Below are 23269 nucleotides of genomic sequence, written 5' to 3' on the forward strand. Positions count from 1 at the left end.
AGGCACAAACAAACAGAGGCCGCCCGTTTCGGGCAGCCTCATCAATCGGAGACAACACATGACGCAGACCCGCGCCGACCGGCAGCGCTTCTCGATCGGCTATCATCTGAACAGCTGGGACCTCACCGGCCTGCCGCTCGGGCCGGCCATCAAATTCCTGGCCGAACAGGGGTTTGGCTGGTTCGAGATCCTCGCCTTCACCAGCCTGTCGGACCAGTACGCCCGCAAATACATGCAGCTCGGCAATCAGGCGCCGATGGGGGTCACCACCGACACCGACATATTGCGGCGCTACGCGCTGCTCTCGGAAGGCCAGAGCGAGCATGGCATCAAGCTCTCATCCTTCTACGTCAATGCGATCTTCACCAATCCGGTCGCATGGCCCTATGAGCGCGACGTGCTGGTGGCGCTAACCAGGATGCTGAAGGGTTTTGGGTCACCGGTGCTGGTTCTCGGCGGCGGTCCCTCGGAAGCCATCGCCGGGCCTCACACTCCCGACGACTACCGCGCCTTTTGCCGGGCCCTAGAGGATATCGGCCGACGGACAAAAGACCTTGGCATCGAGACGGTCTATCATCCGCATCTCGACACCTTCATCGAGCGCCGCGACCAGCTCGATCGCATGATGGATGAACTGGACACCGATCTCGCCGGGCTGTGCATCGATCCGGCCCACCTTGCCCACACCAATTCCGATCCGGTCGACGCGGTCAGGACCTACATGTCGGCGGTGCGATACATGCACTTCAAGGACACCAGGGTCGATCCGGCTCTGAAAGGCTATGACCGATATGGCGCGTTTTGCGAACTCGGCGCTGGCGTCGTCGATCTTGCCGGCATCGTCGACGTCCTGCTGGAGGCGAACTACGACGGCCTCGCCATCATCGAACTGGATGCGTCGAAGAAGACGGCGGAGCAAAGCACGCTGGAAAGCATTGCCTATGTCAGGGACACGCTCGGGCTGGTCCTGACGCCGCAAGGCGCCAAGGCCGCATGACCACGCGATCGCAAGAGCCTACCGCTCCTAGATCCGATCCCTGGCGCTTTCTTGCCGGGGACGGTGCGGTTGCCTTCTTGATGATCCTGCCCGCCGCGATCCTGTTTTGCCTCTTCTACCTCTGGCCCTTCGTCAACGGTTTCTGGCTCAGCCTGCACAATTGGGACGGGTTTTCCGACCCGACCTGGGCAGGTTTTTCCAACTACACACGCCTCGCGCATGACCGCATCTTCCTCGGTGCGCTGCGCAACAATCTGATCTTCGTCGTCGCCGTCGTCATCCTGAAGAACATGCTCGGCCTCGGGCTGGCGCTGCTTCTCGACCGGGCGCTGGTCGGCCGCGCTTTTTTTCGTGCCGCCGCCTTCGTCCCGGTGACGATGTCCTTCGTCGCCGTCGGGCTGCTCTGGTCCTGGATCTACAATCCGGTCTTCGGCCTGCTCAACGGCGCTCTCGATCTATTCGGTCTCGGCGGACTGAAACAATCATGGCTCGGCGATGCCGACATCGCGCTCTATTCGATCATCGTCGTCGACGTCTGGAAATGGCTCGGCTTCCATGCCGTCATCTACCTGGCGGGGCTGCAGACGATCCCTTCGGAACTCTATGAATCGGCCAAGATGGACGGTGCCGGTCCACTGCAGCGCTTCCGGCATGTCACCATCCCGATGATGATGCCGATCGTCTTCATCAACACCATTCTCGGTCTTTCCGGCGCCTTCGTACGCAATTTCGACATCGTCTATGTGCTGACCAAGGGCGGCCCGAACCACGCCACCGAGGTGGTGCTCACCTACATGATGAGCAAGGCTTTTCAGGACGGGGCCATGAGCTACGCGGCGGCGGTCGGATACGTGCTGTTCCTGATCGTCGGGCTGGCCAGCGTCGGCCTGCTCGCCATGATGCGGCGACAGAGGCTGGATATCTGATGAGCAGCGCGGCCAAGCCTTCGCTCACACTCGATAGTGACGCGGCGCGCCGTCCCCGGCGCCTCGGCGCGAGCGGCGTGCTTGAAGTCGCCGGCCTCTACGCGGCGCTCACCCTGGTGCTCATCGAGACGCTCTATCCCTTGCTTTGGGTGCTGTTCGGCTCGCTCAAGACCAAGGAGGAGATGCTGAGCAACATCTGGGGTCCGCCGTCGAGCCTGGTGCTTCAGAACTATGTCGATGCCTGGCGCATCGCCGGCATGGGATCGCGCATCGTCAGCAGCGTGCTGGTCACCGGCTCGGCCCTGGTTATCCTGGTCGTCGTGGCAACGCCCTGCGCCTATGCCTTGGCGCGGCTGCGGTTTCCCGGGCGCGGCCTGGTGCTCGCGGTGGCGGTAGCGGCCATGCTGGTGCCGCCGCAGGTGATGGCCATTCCGCTGTTCATGGTGGCGCGAGACCTTGGCCTGATCAACAACCGGCTCGGCGTTGCCTTCGTCTATGCGGCGACGTCGCTGCCTTTGTCAGTGTTCATCCTGCGCAGCTTCTTCGTCACCCTGCCCGCCGACCTCGAGGACGCCGCGCGCGTCGACGGCGCGAGCCGGCTCGAAATCCTCATCCACATCATGCTGCCGCTGGTTCGGCCGGGCGTCGCGCTGATCGTGATCTTCGGTTTCATCGAGATCTGGAATGATTTCTTCCTCGCCTTCCTGCTGCTGCGCGACCCCTCCGTGCAAACCATCCCGCTCGGCCTGGTCTCCTTCTTCCAGCAGTACGATTCGCTCTGGACGCTCTATTTCGCCGCGTTGACGATCACGACCCTGCCGGTGATCGTTGTCTTCCTCGCCATGCAACGGCAGTTCATCGCCGGCCTGACGGCCGGCGCCGTGAAGGGTTGACATGCAGGATCGCGTTATCGGCGTTGGCGTCATCGGTTGCGGCGAGATCGCCCAGCTGATGCATTTGCCGTATCTCATGGAATTGCCGGCGTTTCGCATCGCCGCTCTGTGCGACATCTCGCCGGGCACGGTCGCCAAGGTCGCCGACCACTATGGCATCGCCGCGCGCTATACGGACCATCGCGCCCTGCTCGCCGATCCCAATGTCGATGCTGTGGTGACCTGCACCTACGACCATGGCGAAATGGTCGCCGACGCTATCCGTGCCGGCAAGCACCTGATCGTCGAGAAGCCACTCGCGTTTACGCCCGAAGAGGCACGCCCGCTGGTCGAGCAGGCGGAGCGCAGCGGCCTCGTTGCCCTTGTCGGCTACATGAAATTTTACGATCCCGGCTATGAGGCCGGCCTGGAGCACATTGCCGCCATCGGGCGGCCGAAGTCGATCCATGTCCATGATTTCGCCGGCCGTTTCGACCGCTATGGCAAGCTCTACACGCAGATCCGGGTCACCGACGTACCAACCGACGTGCTTGCGGCGGGGCGCGATGCGGTCGCGCGGCGCGTCGAGGCCGCACTCGGTGCCGATCATGCCGGCTATCGCGATCTCTATCTGCTGCTGCTTGGCCTCGGCAGCCACGACCTTGCGGTCATGCGCGGTGCCTTCGGCACGCCCGATCGCGTGGTCCATGCCCAGCAGACCGGTCCGAACCAGTTGCTGGCCGTGCTCGACTATGGCGGCGTCCCTTGCCTCTTCGACATGGCGCTCGCCCAGTATGAGTGGTGGGACGAGTGGATCCATGTGCATGGCGAGCGTGACGAAGTGCGGATCGAATTCCAGAACCCCTATTACCGCAATGCCTCGGCAACGGTGCGCCTGCGTGAGGCAACAGGCGAAACGGCGTCCGAGCGCGTCATACTAGGTCTCCCCGACACCTCGTTTCGTCGGGAATGGCAACACTTCGCCGATTGCATCCTGGCCGGAGCAAAGCCACGCACGCCGCTTTCAGGCGGTCTCGCCGATCTCGACCTTGCCGTCCAGATCATCCAGGCGATGCCGCCAAAGCGGCTTTAGAGCGGCTCAGCGTGGAATCGCTGAACCGCTCTAACCCTTTGTTTTTACGCAATTCCGGACGGAAAACCGTTATACACTCTTCCTGGAATTGCTCTAGCGATACTTCGGAAACACGTTGCCGGCCGGGGCATTGGCCCAGCTCTGCAAGGTCTGGCCGCCGTCGATCAGCCAGTCGACGCCGGTGACGTGCCTTGCCTCGTCGGAGGCGAGGAAGGCGACCGCGGCCGCGACATCCTCCGGCTGGCCGATCCGGCGTAAGGGAATCCGGTCGGCGAAATGCTGGACGCCGCTCTTGAAATCGCCGTCGCCGGAAGCCGGCACGCCGAGCGTCGTCTCGATGACACCAGGACAGATAGCGTTGACGCGGATGCCGTAGGGCGCGGCATCGAGTGCGGCGACCCGCGTCAGCCCGACCACGCCATGTTTGGAGGCGACATAGCCGGCGCCGCCTGACAGGACGTCCCATCCGGCCATGGACGACCCCATATTGACGATCGAGCCGCTGGTTCCAGCCTTGATCATGGCCTGGAGCGAGGCCTGCAGGACAAGGAAGATACCGCGCAAATTGATGCGGATGATGGTGTCCCAATCCTCCACCGGCAGCTCGTGCACGGGAGCGACGACACCGGAAATACCGGCATTGTTGAACACCACATCCAGCCCGCTCAACGCCTCGACGGTCGTTTCGACAGCGCCGCGCACGCTGTTCTCGTCTGTGACGTCGGCTTCGATGGCGATGATTTTTTCGCCAAGCGAGCTTGCCAGTTGCCGTGCCGCCGCGCCGTTGCGGTCAACGATGGCGACCCGCGCGCCCTCGTCGAGGAAACGCCGGACCGCCGCACTGCCGATGGCGCCGGCGCCGCCGGTGACGAGGACTTTCTTCTGGTCGAACCGTTTCATCCCTGGATCTCCGGCTTTGGATAGGACCGCCATGAATGCTCCGGCTCGAAGCCGATCGTTTCGCGCGCATGGGCCGTGTCGAGCACCGAACCGAAACCGGCGATCGGCCGCGACAGGGGGACAGCTGGATAGACCCGGCGCACGAGCGGCCCGGTTTCCTCCTCCATGAAGGTGTCGGCGGCGCTGAGCAGCACGCGCAGATGGCCTTCACCTTGCCATTCGAGTGCCCGCAGGAAGCCTTGGCCCGCATCGCGCGCGTCGAGATAGCTCCACAGGTCGCGGGCGCTGTCGGCGGTGGCGCGGCGCGGACCGACGCCGGCGAAGAAGGACTGCGGCGTCTGGATCCATGGCATGCGGATGCTGACCGCCGAAAAAGCGCCGCGGCACACCGCCGCGTCGACGATCTCCTCTCCCAGCCATTTCGACAGGCCGTAGGGGTCCTGCGCGCCTACCGGGTGGTTCATATCGACCGGCAGATAGGGTGGAATGACCGCCTTCTCGAAGAAGGGATAGCCGAAGACGCTGAAGGACGAGGCATAGACGAAGCGCCTGGCGCCGGCCAGGGCGGCGGCCTCGACGACATTGTAGGCGGTCGTGATGTTGGTCTTGAACACCTCGCCGCCGGCTCGCCCGGTGGGCCTCGGGATGGCCGCCACATGCACCACGGCATCGCAATCGCGCACCAGCTGCAGGGTGGATCCCAGATCCGTCAGGTCGGCGATGACGTGCCGCCATGCGCCGCTGGCCGGCGCCACCACATCGATGCCCAGCACATCGTGGCCGGCCGCGACCAGGGCCTCGGCCACGTGGCGGCCAAGCAGACCGCTGGCCCCAGTGACGATTGTCTTCATATCATGGCCCTCGACCCGACAAGACAGGCGATTTGATATCATTGATGATCATACAAATCGAGCACATGATTGCCATTCCTTGTCAAGGGCATGTCGCGCCGGACAAATAGCGCATACGCTGGTGCGAGCGGCGCGCGCAAGGCTGGCGACCACAGCTTTGCGTCGAACGGGATTGACTTGGCACCCGCCAAGGTTTTTTGTATGAGCATCAACGATCGACCAAAGGAGATCGCCATGGCCGTGGACGTTTTTTCCTCACACAGGCACGACGACACGGTGCGCCTCGATCGGCATCGTGCGGCGATCATCGTCATCGACATGGTCAATGAGTTCTGCAAGCCCGGCGGGGCCATGGTCCTGCCGGGCTATGAGACGCTGGTCGCACCGCAACTGGCCGTCATCGAAGCCGCGCGCGCCGCCGGCGTCCCGGTGATCTGGGTTCACGACGCGCACCGGCCGGGCATGCGCCGCGAGCGCGAGTGGGTGAAGCGCACGCCGCATTGCGTGGAAGGAAGCTGGGGACCGGAAATCATCGAGGACCTCGGCGCCCGCGATGACGAGATCCACGTCATCAAGCGGCGCTACTCGGCTTTCTTTCAGACTGATCTCGACCTGACGCTAAAGGACATGCAGGTCGACCAGCTGGTCATCTTCGGCGTGGTCACCAACATCTGCGTGCGCTCGACCGTCCACGACGCGTTTTTCCAGGGTTATGAAGTGGTGGTGCCGAGCGATTGCTGCGCGGCGACAGGACCGCGCGAGCAGGAAAGTTCGCTCTACGACATAGCGACGCATTTCGGCGTGGTCAGCGATTCGGCCGACGTCGTCGCGGCGCTTCGCGACGGGACGTCGCTGCAACCGGCTGAAGTCGCGGCTTGAGCCCCGGTATCGGCAGCATCCAAGACAGCCAACAGGAGTCCGGTTTGACGACCGAAAAGAAATCCGAGAGAGACGCGACACCGAAGCGGCAGCGCGACAAGGCGGCGCCGTTGAGCCGCGAGCAAGTGCTGCAGCGATACGCGGACACCGGATACGCGTTGGACCTCCACCCGGCGCACGTCATCCGCAAGGCGCATCAGCGCGCGACGCTGCGTTTCCAGCAGGTGATGGCCGGCGAAGACCTTTCACCGACCCAGTTCGCGGCGCTCGCCACCATCCTCAAACATGGCGAGGTCTCGCAGAACCATCTCGGCCGGCTGACGGCGATGGACCCGTCGACCATCAGCATCGTGATGCGCAAGCTGCTCAAGCACGGGCTGATCACGCGCAGCGCTTCCGACACCGACCAGCGCCTGTCGATGATCGCCCTGACCGAGAAAGGAACCGAATACACGCTCGAGCGGCTGGAACGCAGCGTTGAAGTCGGGCGGCGCTTCCTGTCACCGCTTTCACCCGCCGAGCAGGCGACGTTGCTCCGGCTGCTCACGCGCATCAACGACGACAATCCATCGAATGGCGACAGCGGCAAATAGGTCGCGTCCGGACTTTTCCATAGCAGCAGAAGTGAGACCCGATGTCGTCCGACCCCAAGTCGCCTGCCAACACGCTCGTCGTCCGCAACATCGGCCTGATGCTGAGCGGTGACCTTTCAAAACCAATTATCGATGCCGACACCATTGTCGTTGCCGACGGACGCATTTCCGCCATTGGCAAGGCCAGCGAGGTCGACAGCGGCAGTGCGGCGACGATCATCGACGCGATGGGCTGCGCGGTGGCGCCGGGGCTTATAGACAACCATGTCCATCCGGTCGCTGGCGACTGGACGCCCAGGCAGAACCAGATCGGCTGGATGGATTCGACCGTGCATGGCGGCGTCACGTCCATGATTTCAGCGGGAGAGGTCCACACACCGGGCCGCCCACGTGACCTTGTCGGGCTGAAGGCGCTGGCGATCGCGGCGCAGCGCACCTTCTCCAACTTCCGGCCTAACGGTATGAAGATCCTGGCTGGCGCCCCCATACTGGAACCGGGCCTGGTCGAGGAGGATTTCCGTACCCTCGCCGAGGCCGGCGTGACGCTTGTCGGCGAGGTCGGGCTTGGCGGCGTGAAGGACGGTCCGACCGGCCGCCAGATGATCGGCTGGGCGCGCAAATACGGCATGACCTCGATGACCCATACGGGCGGCCCATCCCTGCCCGGCTCCGGCCGCATCGGCGCCGATGTCGTGCTGGAGGTCGACGCCGACATCGTGGCTCACGTCAATGGCGGACCCACGGCACTGCCGGAAGCCGAGATCCGGCAGATCTGCGAGAACGGCTCGCGCGCGCTGGAAATCGTCCACAACGGCAATCTGCGCACCGGCCTGTTCGTGCTCGACCTGGCAAGGCAGCGCGGCGAACTTTCGCGCGTCATCCTAGGCACCGACAGCCCGGCCGGATCGGGCGTGCAGCCGCTCGGCATCCTGAGGACGCTGACCATGCTGGCCTCGCTGGGCGGTATCGCCCCGGAAGTGGCGTTCTGTCTTGCCAGCGGCAACACGGCGCGCGTGCGCGGACTGGCTGACCGCGGCATCATCGAGGTCGGCCGTGCCGCCGATCTGATCTTCATCGATCAGGCGATCGGCGGCGCCGGCGACGGGCTGCTCGACAGCGTGGCGCTCGGGAATTTGCCTGGCATCGGCATGGTGGTCATCGACGGCGAGGTGCGGACCGGTCGCAGCCGCAACACCCCGCCGGCGATTCGGGTGCCGGAAGTCAGGGCTGCCTGACGACATTTGGGCATCGAGATGGAGAACCTCCGCGAGGTTCTCCGCAATTGCGCTGGATTAGCTCACGCCGTCCTTGCCGACGATCTTGTCCGTGGTCAGTCCGCCGACACGCGGGTGGGGCCTGCCTGAATCGGTGACGGCGATGGCGACGACGATCTCGTCGGCGCGCGGTGCATCGGGAACGCGAACCTCCATGCCGTCGAAATGGCTGCGCACCCTCGCCGCGTCCTTGTGGCCGAGCGGAATGTCGAGCGGCACGCCGAGCCCACCGCGCTTCTTGGACGAGGGAATGAGCGCGGCACCCTTGCCGAGCACATCCCGGAACGGAGCGCCGAGCTGTGGATGGAGGATGGCGGCGGCATGTTCAAGTTCGCCGTCGGCGCCGCCGGCGGCGGCCTTGCCGAAGCTCTCCACCTCACCGCCGGCGATGCCGAGAGCGGCGACGGCACGTCTGGGCAAGATGTCGCCCAACGCCTCGCCAACGGCACTAAGGGCCGACAGATCCTCGACAAAAGTGCCGGCATAAGGGTTACGGATCACCGCTATCGCCGCGGCGCGCCGCGTTGGCGGATCGACGGGGCGGCCGCCTTCGATCAGGGTTTCCTCGACGATGGTGATGATGCGGCGGATTTCCGGGCTCATCGCAATCCATCCTCGCCCTTGATGTCGGCCGCCGCCAGGCCGCCGACGCGTGCGTGGACACGCGCACCGGTGGTCATCGCCAGGATGACCGCCATCTCGTCGCTGCGCGGCGCGTCGCCGACGCCGATCTCGATGGCGTCGAAATGGCTGCGCACATAGGAGGCGTTTATGTGCGTGATCGGAATGTCGATGCGGGTTCCGGGGCCACCGACCTTCTTGGTCGAGGGCACGATAGCCCTAGCGTTGCCGAGAAGTTCGCGCATCGCGTAGCCGCCCGGATTGTGCCAGAGCGCACCGTGTTCGAGTTCGCCGGCGGCGCCGACGACGGCACCTTTGCCATAGCCTTCGATGGCCGCGGTCCCCTCGCCCATGGCATCGATCAGGCGCCGCGCCATTTCGAGGCCGAGCGGCTTCAGATCCTCCATGAATCCGGTGATCTCCTCCACGTAGCGCCCGGCGAAGGGGTTGGCGATGACGGCCACGATCGCGCCGCGCTTGGGCGGGCGCGCCGAAAGCGGGCCGCCCTCATGGAAGATTTCTTCGACCTGAACCAGAAATTTCCTGACCACAACAGCCGGCATCGCGCGTATCCTTCGTCCCGTCACTCATGAAAACTCGTTAGAGTATCAACAATTATGCATCACCGGTGTTTGTCAAGCGCCGACACCGACGATGCAGGGAAAGCCGCAAGAAAACTGCACCGGAGGGCGATTGACAGCCTGTATGACCGCTCATAAACTCATATGACCATCAACGAACTCGCCGGTATTCCGGTAATATGTGGGGATGGTCAAGGCGTGGCTTCAAAAGCTGAAAAAAGCTGAAGGGGAATGATATGACAAGGGCGCTCAAGAGTTTATTTCTGGCCGGCACGATGCTGGCCATTTCGTTGGGATCGGCCGCCGCACAGGCCAAGGTTTCCGTGGCCGCCATCTCGGGATACTTCGCGCAGGGCTTTGGCGTTTCGATCGTCAACGGTCTCAACAAGGCCAAGACCGATTTCGGCATCGACCTCAAGCTGGTCGACACCGGCAATCGCGCACTGGACTATCAGGAGCAGTTCGAAAACCTTGCCAAGGGCAAGCAGTACGACCTCATCTTCGTGATGGGCTGGGAGCTGGTGGATTCGCTGCAGAAGGTCAGCAAGGAATATCCCGACCAGCGCTTCGTGTTCATCGACGGCGTGCTCGACAATCCCAACATGATCTACGCCAACTTCGCCGAGGAGCAGGGCTCCTTCATCGCCGGCGCGCTGGCCGGCATGATCGAGGCCAAGGGCAGCGAATTTCCCAAGATCGGCGACGGCAAGGCGATAGGTTTCGTCGGCGGCCGCGACATCCCGGTGATCCGCAACTTCCTTGGCGGCTACGAACAGGGCGCCAAGCATGCGGCGCCAGATGTGAAGGTAAACTCCGTGTTCGCCGGAACCTTCGACGACCCGGCCAAGGGCAGCGAGCTTGCCCAAGCGCTTTACGGCCAGGGCTCCGACATCGTCTACAACGTCGCCGGCCCAACGGGTGAAGGCGTGATGCAGGCAAGTGCCGCCGCCGACAAATATTCGATCGGCGTCGACATCGACATGTGCGGCACGGCTCCCGGGAATGTGCTCGGCAGCATGCTGAAGCGCGGCGACATCGCCGTCTACACGCTGATCAAGGACGAAGTCGGAGGCCACAAGGTGACTGCCGGCACCCGCACGTTCGACCTCGCTTCGGGCGGCGTCGAGTTCAAGGTCTGCGACGATATCGCCGCCAAGATCCCAGCCGACGTGACCGCCAAGCTGGACGAGATCAAGAAGGGCATCGTCGACGGCAAGATCGCGATCGCGAAGGCGAAGTAGGCAGCAACAGCGCATCCCTCCCAAGAAAGCGCTACGCTGATCCGCCGCGGCTTGCCGCGACGGATCAGCGTCCAGTTTATCAGAGCCCCCAATCTGGGAGAGCATCGTGTCGAACGCGCCGGGGTCACCGCCCCCCCAAAACACTGCCGCGATGGCCGTCGAGCTGGCTGCCATCACCAAGCGTTTTGGCGCCTTCATCGCCAATGACGGCATCGACCTGGCCGTGCGCCGGGGCGAAATTCACGCCATCATCGGCGAGAACGGTGCCGGCAAGACGACGCTGATGAACATCCTTTTCGGCCTGCTCCAGCCGGACGAAGGCTCGATCCGGTTGAATGGCGAGACGACCGTGGTCGCCGACCCTGCCGCCGCCATCAAGGCCGGGCTTGGCATGGTGCATCAGCATTTCAAGCTGGTGCCTTCGCTTTCGGTCGCCGACAATGTCTTTCTCGGCATGGAAATCCGCCGTCACGGGCTGATCGATCATGCGGCGCAGATCGCGCGCACGCATGAGCTCTCGAAGCGTTTCGGGCTGCATGTCGACCCCACGGAGCGCGTCGGACTGCTCTCGGTCGGAATCGAGCAGCGCATCGAAATCCTCAAGGTTCTGGTTCGCGGCGCCCGCATCATCATCCTCGACGAGCCGACCGCCGTGCTGACGCCGCAGGAAAGCCGCGAACTGTTCCAGACGCTGCGCAGCTTCGTGGCCGAGGGCATGACGGTGATCTTCATCTCGCACCATCTGGAAGAGGTGATGGAGGTGTCCGACACGGTGACGGTGCTGCGCAACGGCAGAAAGGTGGCGACCCGTCCGACGTCAGAGCTCAGCAAGGACGAACTGGTGCGCATGATGGTCGGCCGCGAGGTCAGTTTCGACCGCCGGCCGCGCGCCCAGTTACACGGCGACGCCGTCCTCGAGGTCAAGGATCTTTGGGCGCGCGACGACCGCCGGCTGCCGGCTGTTCGCGGCGCCAGTTTCACGGTTCGTGCCGGCGAAGTGGTGGGGATCGCGGGCGTGGCCGGCAATGGGCAGACGGAGCTGGCGGAGGTGCTTTCGGGCCTGCGGCCGGCAAGCCACGGCGAGGCATGGCTCAAGGGCCAGGATCTCACCACGCTTTCGCCGGCCGCGATACGCGAGACGGGTCTTGCCCATGTGCCGGGCGACCGGATGGTGCGCGGAGTCGATCGCAACGCATCGATCGCGGCAAACACGCTGATGGGCCGCCAGCATCGCGGTCCGTGGAGCCGCGGCGGCGTGCTCGACTGGAAGGCGATCGCCGGCAACGCCGGAGCGCTGATCAAGAGCTTCGACATCCGTGCCCAAGGGTCCGGCGATGCCGTCAAGCGGCTGTCGGGCGGCAATATCCAGAAGGTCGTGCTGGCGCGCGAGTTCACCAACGGCGCCGACTTCCTGCTGATCGACCAGCCGACGCGCGGCGTCGATATCGGCGCCCAGGAGGCCATCCATGACGAGATCATGCGCCAGCGCGCGGCCGGCCGTGCGATCCTGCTGATTTCCGTGCAGCTTGACGAACTGGCCGCACTTGCCGACCGCATCCTGGTGATGTTCAACGGGCGGATCATGGGCGAAGTCGCCGGCGACGATGCCGACGAGGACCGGATCGGCATGATGATGGCGGGCGTATCGCCTGAGCTGGAGCCCGCACAATGAGTGACCGTTTGCGCGCCGTTTCCGGTCAGGTCATCGCCGTAGGCGTTGCGTTGCTGCTGGGGGCGATCATCATCCTCATGGTCGGCGAAAGCCCGGTCCGTGTCCTGATGACGCTGCTGCGCGGCGCTTTCGGCGACCAGGAAAAGATTGCCGGCACCTTGCTGCAGACGACACCGATCCTGATCTGCGGCGTCGCCGCCTGCATCGGCCTGCGTGGCGGCATGTTCAATGTCGGCATCGAAGGCCAGCTTTTCCTTGGCGGATTTGCCGCCGCCTGGGTCGGCTTCAGCTTTTCCCTGCCCGCGGGCATCCACACGCTGGCAGCACTGGCGCTCGCGATCGTCGCGGGCGCTGCCTGGGTTGCCATCCCCGCCTATTTCCGTGCCCGCTACAACACCAACGAAGTGGTCTCGACGATCCTGTCGAACTACATCGCCGTGCTGCTCACTTCCTACTTCACCATCTTCCTGTTCAAGCGGCCCGGCGGTTGGTCGGAGACGCCACCGATCCTGGCCACAGCCTATCTACCGGAGATCTTTTCATTCTCGCGGCTGAACTGGGGGCTGGCGATCGGTCTGCTGCTGGCGGTCGGCGTCGCGCTGGTCTTCCGCTACACCAGTTGGGGTTACGGCGTCACCATGGTTGGGTCGGCGCCGAAATTCGCCGAATATGGCGGCGTCAACGTGAAACGGCAGGGCTTCATCGTGCTGCTGCTTTCGGGCGCCGTCGGCGGGCTGGCCGGCGGTGTCGAGACGCTCGGCGTGCATCACCGGTTCATGGAAGGCTTCGCGCCCGGCTTCGGCTTCGACGGGCTGATCGCGGCCCTGCTCGCCAACGGCTCGCCGGTTGCCACCATCGTGACGGCGCTGTTCTTTGGCGCGCTGCGCAGCGGGTCGCTGCTGCTCGAGGTCGACACCAGCGCCTCACGCGAAATCATCACCGTGATCCAGGCGCTGATCATTCTCAGCGTATCGGCGCAGGTTCTGATCAGGCGCCGCGGCGACAGCCAGGCGGGGGAGCGGCGATGGAAATTCTAGACAAGCTCATCAACGTCGCGCTCATCGCGGCGACGCTGCGCACCACCGCGCCCATTCTCCTGGTGGCGCTCGGCGGATCGTTCACCACCAAGGCCGGCATCTTCAACATCGGCCTCGAGGGCCAGATGCTGGTCGGCGCCTTCTTCGCCGTCATCGGCTCGATCTGGACGGGTTCGGCCTTCGCGGGGGTTGCCTGTGGCGTTGCCGCGGCCCTTGCCTTCGCGCTCGCCTTTGCCGTTTTGGTGGTGACGTTCCGGGCCAATGAAGTGGTCGTCGGGCTGGCGCTCAACATCCTTGCCGGCGGCATGACGATCTCGCTGATGAAAGCGATTTTCGGCACGCGCGGATCGATCGTCGGTCACGGCATCGTTGGCCTGCCCAAGGTGCAGATACCCGGCGCGCAGGCACTGCTCGGCTCATGGGCACCACTGATCTCGGGGTTCACGCCAATCGTCTATGTCGCCTTCATCGCCGTGCCGCTGCTGGTGCTGTTCTACAACCGCACCCGGCTCGGGCTCTACATCCGCGTCGTCGGCGAAAAGCCCGAAGCCGCCGAAGCGCTCGGCATCTCGATCACCCGCGTCCGCTACATCGCCTCGCTGCTGTGCGGTTTGCTGGCGGGACTGGCGGGCGCGCATCTGTCGCTCGGCTACATCACCATGTTCACCGAGAACATGTCCTCGGGTCGCGGCTTCATGGCGGTGGCGATCCTGATCTTCTCCAATGGCGACCCGCTGAAGGTGCTGGCCGGCTGCCTGCTGTTCGGCTTCGCCGATGCCTTCTCGCTGCGCCTGCAGACCTTCGGGTTTCCGTCCTACCTGGTGCTGACCGTGCCCTATGTGGTGGCGCTGACGGCACTGTTCGCGCTGTCCTACCGGGCGCGGCCAAAAATCATCAAGGAGACGCTGGCGTCGATGCAGAAACTCTTGTCGGTGGACAGGAACAGCGCCCCGGTCGACAAAAATCCGCAATGAAGGAACTCTCATGGAAAGCATAATCCTCGACGTGGATTCTGCCGGCGACGACATTCTGGCCGTGCTGTTTGCCGCGGCGAATCCCAATGTCCGGCTCGAAGGCGTGACCACGGTTACAGGTGCCGCAGGCCCGATCGAGCAGGTCACCAATGTCGTGCTCAACACGCTGACGCTGGCCGGGCGCGACGACATTCCGGTTCATGCCGGCGCCTGGCGGCCGATCGTCGGCAATTCGAAGGCCGACATGGAAGCGCCGGTCCATTTCGAGAAGCGGCTCGTTGCCCGCTTCGGCGACCGGCTGAAGAAATTCAATCCGCCGGCGCCGACCCCGTCACGCCAGGCGACACCGGGGCACGCGGTTGATTTCATCATCGAGACGGTGATGGCAAACCCCGGCGAAATCACGTTGGTGACGACGGGGCCGCTGACCAATGCGGCGATGGCGCTGCTGCAGGAGCCGCGCCTGACGGGCGCGCTGAAGCGGCTCCTGGTGCTTGGCGGCAACTTCCAGACGCCGGGCAACATCACGCCGCTGTCGGAGTACAACATCTGGGCCGATCCGGAAGCCTCGCGCATCGTGCTCAACGCCGACGTCGACAAGATCCTGGTGCCGCTCGACATCTGCGAGGACAACCGCGTCGCCGCCTCGATGCTGACGCGCGACGACATCGCCGACATGCAAGCCGTGGCGCGGAAGAATTCCGTGCTGGAGATGATCGCCGACAGCTTTCCGATCTACATCGACATCTGGCGCGAATTCTTCGATCTCGTCGGCTTCCCGATGGATGACGTCATCACCGTGGCGCTGGCTTTCGACCCTGCCCTTGCCACGATGACCGAACCGCTCTTCGTCGACGTCGTGCTGGACGGGCGCCTCGCTCGCGGACAGACGGTTGCCCATCGCGGCCGGCAGTTGCTGCCCGGCGGCGGTCCGAAGACCACCCGCATCTGCACCGATCTCGACGGCCGCCGCTTCCTGGACATCTTCAAGCAAACCATCGCGCGCTACGAACAAGCGGCGTGAGGACCGACAAAATGACCATTGCAACTCCCATCCTGTTCGACTGCGACCCCGGCCACGACGACGCCATTGCGCTGGTCATGGCGCACCGCTCTCCGGCCATCGAATTGCTTGGCGTCACCACGACATGCGGCAATGCCGAGGTCGAGAAGACGACCGCGAACGCCTTGCGCATCCTCGAATATATCGGCGCCGGCGACGTGCCTGTCGCTCAAGGGTGTCACCGTCCGCTGGCGCGGCCGCTGGTGCTCGGCACCGCCGATGGCCCGAGCGGCCTCGAGGGCTCGCCCTATCTGCCGCAGGCTACGATCAAGCCGGTCGACCGGCACGCTGTCGACTTCCTGGCCGACAAGCTCCGTGCCGCGCCGGAACCGATCCTGGTCGTCGCCACCGGACCGCTGACCAATATCGGCCTGATGATCCTCAAGCATCGCGATGTGCTGCCCAAGATCAAGGAACTGATCTGGATGGGCGGTGTCTTCTACCGCAAGAGCGAGATCATCACGCCGACGGAATTCAATGCCTTCTGCGACCCGGAGGCGCTGAAGATCGTGCTGGACAGCGGCGTGCCGATCCTGATGGTCGGCCTCGACGTCACCATGCAGGTGCTGATCGAGGCGCCGCAATATGCCGAACTCGCCACGATCGACACGCCGCTCGGCAAGCTCGTCAACGACTGGCTGCTGTTTTACGAGAAGCTGCACCGCAACTCGATGGGTGTCGGCGGCGCCATGCACGACCCGCTGGCGCTGGCGCTCGCCATCGACCCGACGCTGGTGCGCACGCGTCCGGCCCATATCGGCGTCGATCTGTCGGGCACCTATGCTTTCGGCGCGACGGTTGCCGATTTCTGGGGCGAGCGCGGTGAAAAGGACAATGCGCGCATCGCCCACGAGGTCGACGCGGACCGCTTCTTCAAGCTGATGTTCGACCTGCTGCGGGATTAGACCTCAGCATCCAACAATCTTTGGGCGTGCCATTTCAGATGGTCGTCCATGAATGTCGAAATGAAGAAATAGGAGTGATCGTAGCCGTCCTGCATGCGCAGCGTCAGCGCAATGCCGGCCTTGGCGCAGGCCGCCTCCAGCAGCCAGGGCCTCAGCCCGTCATCGAGGAATCCATCCGATGTTCCTTGATCGACGAAGAATTCCGGGAAGCGGTGACCATCCTCGATGAGCAAGGTGGCATCGTAGCGTCGCCATGATTCCTTGTCCGCGCCGAGATATTTCTCGAAGGCCGGCTTCGACCAGCCGGCGGTGCTCGGCTGCACGATCGGCGCGAAGGCCGAGCAGCTCTTGAAGCGTTCGGGTTTCCTCAGCGCTATCGTCAACGCGCCATGCCCGCCCATCGAGTGGCCAAAGATCGCCTGGCGCGTCATGTCGGCCGGAAATTCCGCCGCGATCAGCGCCGGCAATTCCTCGGTAACATAGGAATACATGCGATAATTCCTGGCGAAGGGTTCTTGCGTCGCATCGAGATAGAAACCGGCGCCGCAGCCGAACCGCCAATTGTCCTTCTCGTCGGGGACGTCGGCGCCACGCGGGCTGGTATCGGGACAGACGACGATCAGGCCAAGCTCCGCGGCCATCCTTCTGTACTCGCCCTTGTCCATGACATTGGCGTGGGTGCAGGTGAGGCCGGAGAGATACCAGACGACGGGGCAAGGCTTTTCACGGGCCTGCGGCGGCACGAACACGGCAAAAGTCATGTCGCAGGCGCAGGCATCCGAAGCATGGGAATAGACGCCCTGCACACCACCATGCGATCTGGCAGCGGAGATGACTTTCATCCGATCCGACACGTGTTTCTTCTCCGCCAACAGGACTCAACCGTAGCTTGTCTACGGCATCGGCCGTGACCACGGCAACCTTGGCGGATTGGAGATCGCGTCTCGGGCCGGTGCGATCGATCGCCGGCGCCTCAAGGGCGAGGTGGATATTTCCCGCAGCGCGCTATTCGGCGGCGATCCTGGCGCGTTGCCGTCCGAAGAGCGCCACGCCGACATCGTCCACCGCGAGGCCAACGCGGGCCCGGATCGCCTCGGATGCCAGCACGCCGTCGACGAAATCCTTCTCCGAGGCGTAGACTGCCGTCGGCAGCGTAAAGGCTTCGAAGAAGCCGAACAGCGGCCGCAGCTGATGCTCGACGATCAGCGCATGGCGGTCGCCGCCGCCGGTCGCCGCCAATAGCACCGGCTTGCCCTTGAGGGCCGCCGGGTCGACGAGATCGAAGAAATGCTTGAACAGACCGGTATAGCTGCCCTTGTAGGTGGGCGAGCCGACCACCAGCACATCGGCGGCCAGGATCCGCTCGAGAACGGCGCGAGCCTGTTCGTCCAGGTCACGTGTCCCTTTGGCATTGCCAAGGCTGGGACCGAGATCGACGACGTCATGGGTGCTGGCGGAGAGGCCGTATCGCCCGGCGATCTCGGTCACGATATGGTCCACGAAGCCGCGGGTCTTTGAGGGCCGCGTGAAATTGCCGGAGAAGCCGACAATGGCCGGATTGTTCATGATGGATGCCTTGTTCCGTGTTCGAACCGGTTGGCAGAATGTCCATAGTTTTTATAGACATTGCTGCTGAACGAAAGGAATTGATGGTCGCCATTGGACGAATTCGGAGAAGATTTTTCTTCCGGAGGGGCCGCCCTTAAAGAAGGCGATTTGCGGTTCCGGCAGCCACCTCCGTGAATGGCCCGATCCCGGGAGATGACTATTCCGCGACCCGCACGATGAGCTTGCCGAAATTCTTTCCTTCGAGAAGCCCCAGAAAAGCCTGCGGCGCATTCGCTATGCCGTCCACGATATCCTCCCGGTACCGCACACGTCCGGACGCTATCCATTCGGCCATCTCGCGATAGAAGGCTGGGCGCTGATCGACAAACTCGCGCTGGATGAAGCCCCTTATCGTCAGGCTGCGATGCAGCACCTGCTGCATCAGCACCGGCAGCCGGTCGGCGCCGGCATCCACAGGGATGTTGTACTGCGCGATCAACCCGCAGACCGGCACGCGCGCGAACTCGTTGAGCAGCGGAAACACCGCGTCCCATACAGTACCTCCGACATTCTCGAAGTAAACGTCGATGCCTTCGGGACAGGCAGCCTTCAGCTGCTCGGCAAAATTATGGGCGCGGTGATCGACGACCGCGTCGAAGCCGAGTTCCTGGCGCACGAAAGCACATTTTTCGGCGCCGCCGGCAATGCCGACCGCACGAGCCCCCTTGATGCGCGCAATCTGCCCGACAGCTGATCCGACCGGGCCGCTGGCGGCCGCCACCACCACTGTCTCGCCGGCCTTTGGCCGTCCTATGGTGAGCAGGCCGGCATAGGCGGTGAAGCCCGGCATGCCGAGCACTCCGAGCGCGGTGGTGACGGGCGCCGCCGCAGGATCGAGCTTGCGCAGCCCGACACCGTCGGACACGGCAAAGCTCTGCCACCCCGAGTGGGACAGCACGATATCGCCTTCCGCGAAGCCGGCATGGCGGGATTTGACGACACGCGCCACCGTGCCGCCCTCCATCACGCCGTCGATCTCGACCGGCTTGGCGTAGGACCTGGCGGCGTTCATGCGGCCGCGCATATAGGGATCAAGCGACAGATAGAGAATCTGCAACAGCAGTTCGCCCTCCCCCGGCTCGCCGATGGCACCGGATTCGACGCGGAAATCGCTCGGTTTCGGCCGGCCTTGCGGCCGCGCCGCAAGCACGATGCGGGTGTTCGTCAGCGTCGTCATTGCATAGCTCCCCTCGAATGACGTCCTACCCGAAGAACCGGTTGGGAGGCCGCTTCAGGCCGAGATTCTCGCGCAGCGTCGATCCCTCATATTGCTGCCTGAATATGCCCCGTCGCTGCAGTTCGGGCACGACCTTCCCGACAAAATCGTCAAGCCCGGCAGGCAGGTAGGGAAACATGATGTTGAACCCGTCGGAGCCCTCGGCGACGAGCCATTCCTCCATTTCGTCGGCGATGGCCTGTGGCGTGCCGACGAAGGCTAGGCCGGAATAACCGCCCAGCCTTTGCGCCAGCTGCCTGACGGTGAGCTTCTCCTGGCGCGCCAGTTCGATGACGCGCTCACGGCCGCTCCTGCTGGCGTTGGTTTCGGGGATTTCCGGCAGGGGCGCGTCCGGGTCGAAGCCCGACGCATCATGCCCGAGCGCGATCGACAGCGAGGCGATGCCGCTTTCGTAATAGACGAGACTGTCGAGCCTGGCCCGCTTGGCCTGTGCTTCCTCGGCGCTGTCGCCGACGATGACGAAGGCTCCGGGCAGGATCTTGATGTCGTCGCGCGAGCGGCCGAGTTTCTGCGCCCGGCCCTTGACGTCGGCAAAGAAGCGCTGTCCGGCGGCGAGGTCGGCATGGGCGGCGAAAATGACCTCCGCCGTCTCGGCCGCCAGTTGCCGTCCGACTTCCGACGCGCCGGCCTGGACGATGACCGGCCAGCCCTGCACCGGCCGCGCGATGTTGAGCGGGCCCCGTACTGAAAGATGCTCGCCCTTGTGATCCAGCACATGCAGCCTGGCCGGATCGAAATAGAGCCCGCTTTCGGCATCGCGGATGAATGCGTCGTCGGCAAAGCTGTCCCACAGGCCGGTCACGACATCATAGAACTCCCGAGCCCGCCGGTAGCGCTCGTCATGCTCGACATGATCGTCGAGACCGAAGTTGAGCGCCGCGTCGGGGTTGGACGTGGTGACGATATTCCAGCCGGCGCGGCCGCCACTGATATGATCGAGCGAAGCGAAGCGGCGCGCGACATGATAGGGCGCGTCGAAGGTCGTCGATGCCGTGGCGACCAGCCCGATATGATCGGTGACGGCGGCCAGGGCCGATAGCAGCGTGAACGGCTCGAACGACGTCACCGTATGGCTGCGCCGCAGCGCTTCGATCGGCATGTTGAGCACGGCCAGATGATCGGCCATGAAGAAGGCGTCGAACTTCGCTGCCTCCAGCGTCTGGGCGAAGCGCTTCAGATGGGCGAAGTTGAAATTGGCATCGGGATAGGCGCCGGGATAACGCCAGGCGCCCGTGTGCAAACTGACCGGGCGCATGAAGGCGCCGAGCCGCAACTGCTTCTTGTGTGTCATGGCTACGCGTCCGGCCGGTATTGCTCAAATTATTGCGCCAACGGCTTGCCGATCCACAGAGATCGCCTTGCCCGATGGATCGATCGGCCGAAGGTCCGGCATGGCGGGATCGACCGCGATCCGCCGGAACTTCGGCCCAGTCGGCAAGCTGCTATGCCGCTGTCGGATAGTCCGTATATCCCTTCGAACTGCCCCCGTAGAATGTATTGCTGTCAGGCGCGTTCAACGCGGTGCCCTGCCGCAATCTGCCGACGAGATCGGGATTGGCAATGAACAATTTGCCGAAGGCGACCAGATCGGCACGCCCCTCCTTCACGGCAGCTTCCGCGAGTTCCCTGTCATAGCCATTGTTGACCAGCCAGGCGCCGGCGCCGCCCGCATCGCGATAGGCCGCCTTGAAGGAGGCGTAGTCGAACGGCCGCTCGCCCTGCTGGAAATCGCGCGCCCCGCCCGTGGCGCCTTCAACGACGTGGACATAGGCCAATCCATGGCGGCCAAGTTCCTTGGCCACGTGTTCGAACAAGGGCTGGGGTTCTGGATCGGAGGAGTCGTTTGCCGGCGTCACCGGCGAGAGCCGAATGCCAGTCCGGCCGGCGCCGACTTCAGCGACGACCGCCTCCACCACCTCGAACAGGAAGCGGGCACGGTTCTCGATCGAACCGCCATAAGCGTCGGTGCGATGGTTGCTGCCCGAACGCAGGAACTGGTCAAGAAGATAGCCATTGGCCGCGTGGATTTCGACGCCGTCGAAACCGGCGACCTCGATTGCCGCCTTCGCGGCGCGCCGGAAGTCCTGCACGATGTCCTGGATCTCGCTTTCCTCCAGTGCCCGCGGCTCCGACGTCTCGGCAAAGCTGCCGCTGCCGTCCTCCGCGACCAGGAAGGTCTTGGATTTCGCGCGTATCGGCGACGGCGCGACAGGCTTGCCGCCACCCGGCTGCAGCGATGTGTGCGAAATGCGGCCCACATGCCAGAGCTGAACGACGATCTTGCCGCCTTCGGCGTGCACGGCGTCGGTGACCTTCTTCCACCCGGCGAGCTGTTCGGGCGCGTAAAGACCCGGAACGTTCGCATAGCCTTGGCCCTGATGCGAGATCGCCGTCGCTTCCGTCACGATCAGGCCCGCCGTCGCCCGCTGGCGGTAATAGGTGACGGACAGATCACCCGGAACCGCGTTCGGCGAGCGGTTGCGCGTCAGCGGCGCCATGACGATGCGGTTGGCAAGGGCGAGGTCGCCGGCCGCAATCGGGTCGAAAAGTGTGGTCATCGGATGCCTTTCATTCTCAAGCAAGTGCAAGTTCAGATATCGGAGAGCGAAGCGCGGAAAGCGGCGATCGTTTCATCGTTGCGCTTGTAGAAAACCCATTGACCGAGGCGGCGCGTGGTCACCAGATCCGCCGATGAAAGGGTGGCGAGATGGGCCGACACGGTCGATTGCGAGAGACCGCAACGCTCGAACTGACCCGCGCAAACCCCCATCTCCAGAGGATGTTCCTGGCTGGTGAAATGCTTTTCCGGCTCTCTCAGCCAGTTCAGGATTTCGCGCCGAACCGGATGGGCCAGTGCCTTCAGGATGGCATCGTGATCCATGGACTTCCTATATCGCCAACAGCCGATATTTATATCGCTCCCATGCGATGTGTAAGGAATGGCATTCTGTTTTTGGACGCTGACGCGGAACACTCGCCCTGCCGAGACAGCGCAGAGGCCGAACCGGCCTCGTGATCATCTGGGCTCGCGTCGCATGCTGAGATAGGTCGGATCGAACTCGGCTATAGTCATCAGCCGCTCCCAGTCTAGGATCGTGACCATGTGGCTCGTCCAGCCGATGGCGCCAAGGTTGCGCAGCGCACCGATGACCCGGTTCATATGAACCACCGAAAGGCCGAGGACGTCGGCGAGTTCCGCCTGCGACAGCGGCAGCCGAAAGGTCATGCCTCTTGTGTGCTTGACCACCTGAAGCCTGACGAAGAGCTCGCACAGCAGGTGCGCCAGATGCGCGGTCTTGGAACGACGGCCCATGGCCACGATCCATTCCCGGTGGATGGCGCCGTCGACCAGCGTGTCCAGCCACAGGAGCCGGGTCAGGTGCGGCGCCTGCTCGGTGATGGCGCGCAATTTGCTGTGGTCGGCCGCGATCACATGGCATGGCGACAGCGCGATGATGCCATGGTCCATGGTCTTCAGGAGGAAGGCATGCAGATCGACGAAATCGCCCGGTACCTGCAACGAGGTAAATTGCCGGCCACCATCCTCCAGCACCTTGTAGCGTGCGGCGAGGCCATCGACGATCAGCGTGCTGTAGGTCGGTCGTGAGCCTTCCACGACGATGTCTTCGCCGGTGGCAAAGTTCCTTTCAATCGACATGGCTTCGGCGAGCAGCGCCTTCTCTCCATCCGAGAGGGCGTCGTGCTGACCAAGGTTCAGATAAAGCGCTTCGAGCATGCGAGGGGCCGATCCGGGGTTCGGCCTCAACGTGCCAGGCCATCAGGTGGTTGCAGCCGTTGCACGCGACGGCGACCGTTGGCGAAAAGGGGTGACCATAACCGTTTGTTCGGAACCTGATCGCCCGGCGGCTGTTTTCCGTTCAGCCACACACGGAGGAAGCTATGGCACGCGACAGAACCGAATATGAAACCGGCGCGCGGAAGTAT

25 protein-coding genes are annotated in these 23269 nt (G+C 63.8%); 13 read left to right on the forward strand and 12 right to left on the reverse strand.

Annotation, left to right across the window (positions count from 1 at the left end):
* The first annotated feature begins 58 nt into the window (after positions 1–58).
* The 4 genes from LB569_RS15385 to LB569_RS15400 all read left to right on the forward strand — a co-directional run bounded on the left by LB569_RS15385 (position 59) and on the right by LB569_RS15400 (position 3888).
* Positions 59–997 (forward strand): sugar phosphate isomerase/epimerase family protein, encoded by a 939-nt coding sequence (locus tag LB569_RS15385; RefSeq protein ID WP_224693056.1) that lies wholly within the window; start codon positions 59–61, stop codon positions 995–997.
* An 80-nt stretch (positions 998–1077) separates the two neighbouring features.
* A complete protein-coding gene (locus LB569_RS15390) occupies positions 1078–1923 on the forward strand; it encodes a carbohydrate ABC transporter permease (RefSeq protein WP_224693057.1) in 846 nt (281 codons plus the stop codon).
* A complete protein-coding gene (locus tag LB569_RS15395) occupies positions 1923–2816 on the forward strand; it encodes a carbohydrate ABC transporter permease (RefSeq protein WP_224693058.1) in 894 nt (297 codons plus the stop codon). The genes LB569_RS15390 and LB569_RS15395 overlap by 1 nt, the downstream gene beginning before the upstream one ends.
* Before the next feature lies 1 nt (position 2817).
* The gene (locus LB569_RS15400; RefSeq protein ID WP_224693059.1) at positions 2818–3888 is read left to right on the forward strand and encodes a Gfo/Idh/MocA family oxidoreductase; all 1071 of its coding nucleotides are present in this window, start codon (positions 2818–2820) and stop codon (positions 3886–3888) included.
* Between the two features lie 93 nt (positions 3889–3981).
* On the opposite strand, the gene LB569_RS15405 is transcribed toward LB569_RS15400, so the two are convergent.
* Genes LB569_RS15405 through LB569_RS15415 form a run of 3 tightly spaced genes read right to left on the reverse strand, consistent with a single transcriptional unit; the run spans position 3982 to position 5875 of the window.
* Positions 3982–4788, reverse strand: a complete 807-nt coding sequence (locus LB569_RS15405; RefSeq protein ID WP_224693060.1) for an SDR family NAD(P)-dependent oxidoreductase — start codon at positions 4786–4788, stop codon at positions 3982–3984.
* Positions 4785–5639, reverse strand: coding sequence for an NAD-dependent epimerase/dehydratase family protein (locus LB569_RS15410; RefSeq protein WP_224693061.1), 855 nt, complete (start codon positions 5637–5639; stop codon positions 4785–4787). Before LB569_RS15410 ends, LB569_RS15405 begins: the two co-directional genes overlap by 4 nt.
* A gap of 38 nt (positions 5640–5677) precedes the next feature.
* Positions 5678–5875 carry a hypothetical protein gene (locus LB569_RS15415; RefSeq protein ID WP_224693062.1) on the reverse strand — a complete coding sequence of 66 codons (198 nt, stop codon included), beginning with the start codon at positions 5873–5875 and terminating at the stop codon, positions 5678–5680.
* Here LB569_RS15415 and LB569_RS15420 point away from each other — a divergent pair.
* From LB569_RS15420 to LB569_RS15430, 3 genes are read left to right on the forward strand one after another with little or no spacing between them, the layout of a single operon-like run.
* Positions 5874–6518, forward strand: coding sequence for a cysteine hydrolase family protein (locus LB569_RS15420; protein WP_224538573.1), 645 nt, complete (start codon positions 5874–5876; stop codon positions 6516–6518). The two genes, LB569_RS15415 and LB569_RS15420, sit on opposite strands and share 2 nt — an antisense overlap.
* A gap of 44 nt (positions 6519–6562) precedes the next feature.
* Positions 6563–7111, forward strand: a complete 549-nt coding sequence (locus LB569_RS15425) for a MarR family winged helix-turn-helix transcriptional regulator (RefSeq protein WP_140705221.1) — start codon at positions 6563–6565, stop codon at positions 7109–7111.
* A gap of 41 nt (positions 7112–7152) precedes the next feature.
* Complete coding sequence (locus LB569_RS15430) at positions 7153–8346, forward strand: amidohydrolase family protein (RefSeq protein ID WP_224693063.1); 1194 nt, start codon at positions 7153–7155, stop codon at positions 8344–8346.
* Positions 8347–8403: 57 nt separating this feature from the next.
* Here the strand turns inward: LB569_RS15430 and LB569_RS15435 are convergent, their stop codons facing one another.
* Both LB569_RS15435 and LB569_RS15440 read right to left on the reverse strand, forming a co-directional pair.
* Positions 8404–8988, reverse strand: a complete 585-nt coding sequence (locus tag LB569_RS15435; RefSeq protein WP_224693064.1) for an amino acid synthesis family protein — start codon at positions 8986–8988, stop codon at positions 8404–8406.
* Positions 8985–9569, reverse strand: a complete 585-nt coding sequence (locus LB569_RS15440) for an amino acid synthesis family protein (RefSeq protein WP_140705215.1) — start codon at positions 9567–9569, stop codon at positions 8985–8987. Before LB569_RS15440 ends, LB569_RS15435 begins: the two co-directional genes overlap by 4 nt.
* A gap of 254 nt (positions 9570–9823) precedes the next feature.
* Between LB569_RS15440 and LB569_RS15445 the strand changes: the two genes are divergently transcribed.
* From LB569_RS15445 to LB569_RS15470, 6 genes are all read left to right on the forward strand, one after another.
* Positions 9824–10828, forward strand: a complete 1005-nt coding sequence (locus LB569_RS15445; protein ID WP_140705213.1) for a BMP family protein — start codon at positions 9824–9826, stop codon at positions 10826–10828.
* 103 nt (positions 10829–10931) lie between these two features.
* Positions 10932–12500 (forward strand): ABC transporter ATP-binding protein, encoded by a 1569-nt coding sequence (locus tag LB569_RS15450; protein WP_224538710.1) that lies wholly within the window; start codon positions 10932–10934, stop codon positions 12498–12500.
* Entirely contained in the window at positions 12497–13537 is a 1041-nt protein-coding gene (locus LB569_RS15455) for an ABC transporter permease (protein WP_140705209.1), read from the forward strand. The genes LB569_RS15450 and LB569_RS15455 overlap by 4 nt, the downstream gene beginning before the upstream one ends.
* Entirely contained in the window at positions 13525–14511 is a 987-nt protein-coding gene (locus tag LB569_RS15460) for an ABC transporter permease (protein ID WP_140705207.1), read from the forward strand. The genes LB569_RS15455 and LB569_RS15460 overlap by 13 nt, the downstream gene beginning before the upstream one ends.
* Positions 14512–14521: 10 nt before the next feature.
* Positions 14522–15535, forward strand: coding sequence for a nucleoside hydrolase (locus LB569_RS15465; RefSeq protein WP_140705205.1), 1014 nt, complete (start codon positions 14522–14524; stop codon positions 15533–15535).
* An 11-nt stretch (positions 15536–15546) separates the two neighbouring features.
* Positions 15547–16479, forward strand: a complete 933-nt coding sequence (locus LB569_RS15470; RefSeq protein ID WP_224693065.1) for a nucleoside hydrolase — start codon at positions 15547–15549, stop codon at positions 16477–16479.
* Here the strand turns inward: LB569_RS15470 and fghA are convergent.
* The 7 genes from fghA to LB569_RS15505 all read right to left on the reverse strand — a co-directional run bounded on the left by fghA (position 16476) and on the right by LB569_RS15505 (position 23060).
* The gene (gene fghA, locus LB569_RS15475; protein WP_224693136.1) at positions 16476–17321 is read right to left on the reverse strand and encodes an S-formylglutathione hydrolase; all 846 of its coding nucleotides are present in this window, start codon (positions 17319–17321) and stop codon (positions 16476–16478) included. The two genes, LB569_RS15470 and fghA, sit on opposite strands and share 4 nt — an antisense overlap.
* A gap of 163 nt (positions 17322–17484) precedes the next feature.
* Positions 17485–18045, reverse strand: a complete 561-nt coding sequence (msuE, locus tag LB569_RS15480) for an FMN reductase (RefSeq protein WP_224693066.1) — start codon at positions 18043–18045, stop codon at positions 17485–17487.
* Positions 18046–18244: 199 nt separating this feature from the next.
* Positions 18245–19264: an NADP-dependent oxidoreductase gene (locus tag LB569_RS15485; RefSeq protein ID WP_224693067.1), complete on the reverse strand. Its 1020-nt coding sequence runs from the start codon at positions 19262–19264 to the stop codon at positions 18245–18247.
* Positions 19265–19289: 25 nt separating this feature from the next.
* On the reverse strand, positions 19290–20615 hold the full coding sequence (locus tag LB569_RS15490; protein WP_224693068.1) for an LLM class flavin-dependent oxidoreductase: 1326 nt from the start codon (positions 20613–20615) through the stop codon (positions 19290–19292).
* Positions 20616–20766: 151 nt separating this feature from the next.
* Positions 20767–21882, reverse strand: coding sequence for an alkene reductase (locus tag LB569_RS15495; protein ID WP_224693069.1), 1116 nt, complete (start codon positions 21880–21882; stop codon positions 20767–20769).
* Between the two features lie 32 nt (positions 21883–21914).
* Positions 21915–22205, reverse strand: a complete 291-nt coding sequence (locus tag LB569_RS15500; protein ID WP_140705194.1) for an ArsR/SmtB family transcription factor — start codon at positions 22203–22205, stop codon at positions 21915–21917.
* Positions 22206–22340: 135 nt separating this feature from the next.
* A complete protein-coding gene (locus LB569_RS15505) occupies positions 22341–23060 on the reverse strand; it encodes a Crp/Fnr family transcriptional regulator (RefSeq protein ID WP_224693070.1) in 720 nt (239 codons plus the stop codon).
* Positions 23061–23269 lie beyond the last annotated feature (209 nt).

The sequence above is a fragment of the Mesorhizobium sp. BH1-1-4 genome, from assembly GCF_020165665.1.
Lineage (GTDB): Bacteria > Pseudomonadota > Alphaproteobacteria > Rhizobiales > Rhizobiaceae > Mesorhizobium.

Excerpts from the sequence above, each read along its gene's own strand:
- LB569_RS15385 (WP_224693056.1), top strand. The coding sequence starts at position 59 with ATGACGCAGACCCGCGCCGACCGGCAGCGCTTCTCGATCGGCTATCAT.
- LB569_RS15390 (WP_224693057.1), top strand. The coding sequence starts at position 1,078 with ATGATCCTGCCCGCCGCGATCCTGTTTTGCCTCTTCTACCTCTGGCCC.
- LB569_RS15395 (WP_224693058.1), top strand. The coding sequence starts at position 1,923 with ATGAGCAGCGCGGCCAAGCCTTCGCTCACACTCGATAGTGACGCGGCG.
- LB569_RS15400 (WP_224693059.1), top strand. The coding sequence starts at position 2,818 with ATGCAGGATCGCGTTATCGGCGTTGGCGTCATCGGTTGCGGCGAGATC.
- LB569_RS15405 (WP_224693060.1), bottom strand. The coding sequence starts at position 4,788 with ATGAAACGGTTCGACCAGAAGAAAGTCCTCGTCACCGGCGGCGCCGGC.
- LB569_RS15410 (WP_224693061.1), bottom strand. The coding sequence starts at position 5,639 with ATGAAGACAATCGTCACTGGGGCCAGCGGTCTGCTTGGCCGCCACGTG.
- LB569_RS15420 (WP_224538573.1), top strand. The coding sequence starts at position 5,874 with ATGGCCGTGGACGTTTTTTCCTCACACAGGCACGACGACACGGTGCGC.
- LB569_RS15415 (WP_224693062.1), bottom strand. The coding sequence starts at position 5,875 with ATGGCGATCTCCTTTGGTCGATCGTTGATGCTCATACAAAAAACCTTG.
- LB569_RS15430 (WP_224693063.1), top strand. The coding sequence starts at position 7,153 with ATGTCGTCCGACCCCAAGTCGCCTGCCAACACGCTCGTCGTCCGCAAC.
- LB569_RS15435 (WP_224693064.1), bottom strand. The coding sequence starts at position 8,988 with ATGAGCCCGGAAATCCGCCGCATCATCACCATCGTCGAGGAAACCCTG.
- LB569_RS15440 (WP_140705215.1), bottom strand. The coding sequence starts at position 9,569 with ATGCCGGCTGTTGTGGTCAGGAAATTTCTGGTTCAGGTCGAAGAAATC.
- LB569_RS15445 (WP_140705213.1), top strand. The coding sequence starts at position 9,824 with ATGACAAGGGCGCTCAAGAGTTTATTTCTGGCCGGCACGATGCTGGCC.
- LB569_RS15455 (WP_140705209.1), top strand. The coding sequence starts at position 12,497 with ATGAGTGACCGTTTGCGCGCCGTTTCCGGTCAGGTCATCGCCGTAGGC.
- LB569_RS15460 (WP_140705207.1), top strand. The coding sequence starts at position 13,525 with ATGGAAATTCTAGACAAGCTCATCAACGTCGCGCTCATCGCGGCGACG.
- LB569_RS15465 (WP_140705205.1), top strand. The coding sequence starts at position 14,522 with ATGGAAAGCATAATCCTCGACGTGGATTCTGCCGGCGACGACATTCTG.
- LB569_RS15470 (WP_224693065.1), top strand. The coding sequence starts at position 15,547 with ATGACCATTGCAACTCCCATCCTGTTCGACTGCGACCCCGGCCACGAC.
- fghA (WP_224693136.1), bottom strand. The coding sequence starts at position 17,321 with ATGAAAGTCATCTCCGCTGCCAGATCGCATGGTGGTGTGCAGGGCGTC.
- msuE (WP_224693066.1), bottom strand. The coding sequence starts at position 18,045 with ATGAACAATCCGGCCATTGTCGGCTTCTCCGGCAATTTCACGCGGCCC.
- LB569_RS15485 (WP_224693067.1), bottom strand. The coding sequence starts at position 19,264 with ATGACGACGCTGACGAACACCCGCATCGTGCTTGCGGCGCGGCCGCAA.
- LB569_RS15490 (WP_224693068.1), bottom strand. The coding sequence starts at position 20,615 with ATGACACACAAGAAGCAGTTGCGGCTCGGCGCCTTCATGCGCCCGGTC.
- LB569_RS15495 (WP_224693069.1), bottom strand. The coding sequence starts at position 21,882 with ATGACCACACTTTTCGACCCGATTGCGGCCGGCGACCTCGCCCTTGCC.
- LB569_RS15500 (WP_140705194.1), bottom strand. The coding sequence starts at position 22,205 with ATGGATCACGATGCCATCCTGAAGGCACTGGCCCATCCGGTTCGGCGC.
- LB569_RS15505 (WP_224693070.1), bottom strand. The coding sequence starts at position 23,060 with ATGCTCGAAGCGCTTTATCTGAACCTTGGTCAGCACGACGCCCTCTCG.